The organism is Iodobacter violaceini (assembly GCF_011601265.1).
Lineage (GTDB): Bacteria > Pseudomonadota > Gammaproteobacteria > Burkholderiales > Chitinibacteraceae > Iodobacter > Iodobacter violaceini.
Genome location: NZ_JAAOLX010000031.1, coordinates 1 through 922, shown reverse-complemented (window position 1 = coordinate 922; position 922 = coordinate 1). Strand labels below are relative to the sequence as shown.

Sequence of the window (922 nt, the reverse complement as noted above, 5' to 3'; positions counted from 1 at the left end):
ATATGAAGAATGATTTAAAGTTAAACTCAAGAAGCGATATATTTTCAGATAAGGATGGAAATATGTATTCTGGCCCACGAAAAGGGACGGGGATTCCAAAGTATTTAAATATGAATGTAAATGGTTGGTGATGAACATGAAGAATATAGTACAAATCGATTTTCAACTTTTGGGAACACGAGTACTGCCAAAGGAAATCTCCAAAAAAATAGAGATTGTTCCAGATGTTGAATTAATGCGAGGAGAAAGAAATAAAGAGCGCGATCTGCCCAGGCAGAATATTTGGTCAATAAGGTCTCAGGAAAATTCTGATGATGTTGCTGATCATTGGCATAATTTGGAAGGGATTTTAAATAATTCAAGAGAGATAATTAAAGAAATTGCCGAGACGGGTTCTGCTCGATTGACAATAATCATTAATAGTCATCATAGGGTTCCTTCCATAATAATACCTTCTTCAATGTCGGAATTTGCAGGGTTCATCAATGCTGAGATCGATATAGACCATCTGCAATCGTGAGTGCGTAAAATAGTTAAACTATGTTGATCTTGTCGGGCAATATGTTGGGATTGTAGGCCATGTGGGGCGGGTTGGTTTTATTAACCCGCGCTGGCAACCATTAAATAGGCTATCTTAATTAACCACCACTTCGGTAATAACTGGGGTCAGAGTAAAGTTAAATCTAATTTCTTTGGCTCTAAAAATGTTAAACAAAGGAATTAAACTTTTTCTGATCCAAGTTATACGCTGAGTTAGTCCTGCTTTGTGTATCAATGATACTCAGGGTCATTTACTGGGTGAATATCAGGCAGATAACAAGCCGGTGCAGGAAATCATTTGGCTGGGCGATACACCGGTAGCCGTGGTCAGTACAACGGGCGCAAGCGCTAACATCAGCTATATTTGGGCTGATCACCTTGG

General features: G+C 38.8%; 2 protein-coding genes. Both read left to right on the top strand.

Annotation, left to right across the window (positions count from 1 at the left end; all coding sequences use genetic code 11):
* Window positions 1-2: 2 nt before the first annotated feature.
* Window positions 3-131, top strand: a complete 129-nt coding sequence (locus HA050_RS22755) for a polymorphic toxin type 33 domain-containing protein (protein WP_501037377.1) — start codon at window positions 3-5, stop codon at window positions 129-131.
* 5 nt (window positions 132-136) lie between these two features.
* Window positions 137-520, top strand: a complete 384-nt coding sequence (locus HA050_RS21705) for a DUF4279 domain-containing protein (RefSeq protein WP_166830585.1) — start codon at window positions 137-139, stop codon at window positions 518-520.
* The last annotated feature ends 402 nt before the right edge of the window (window positions 521-922 follow it).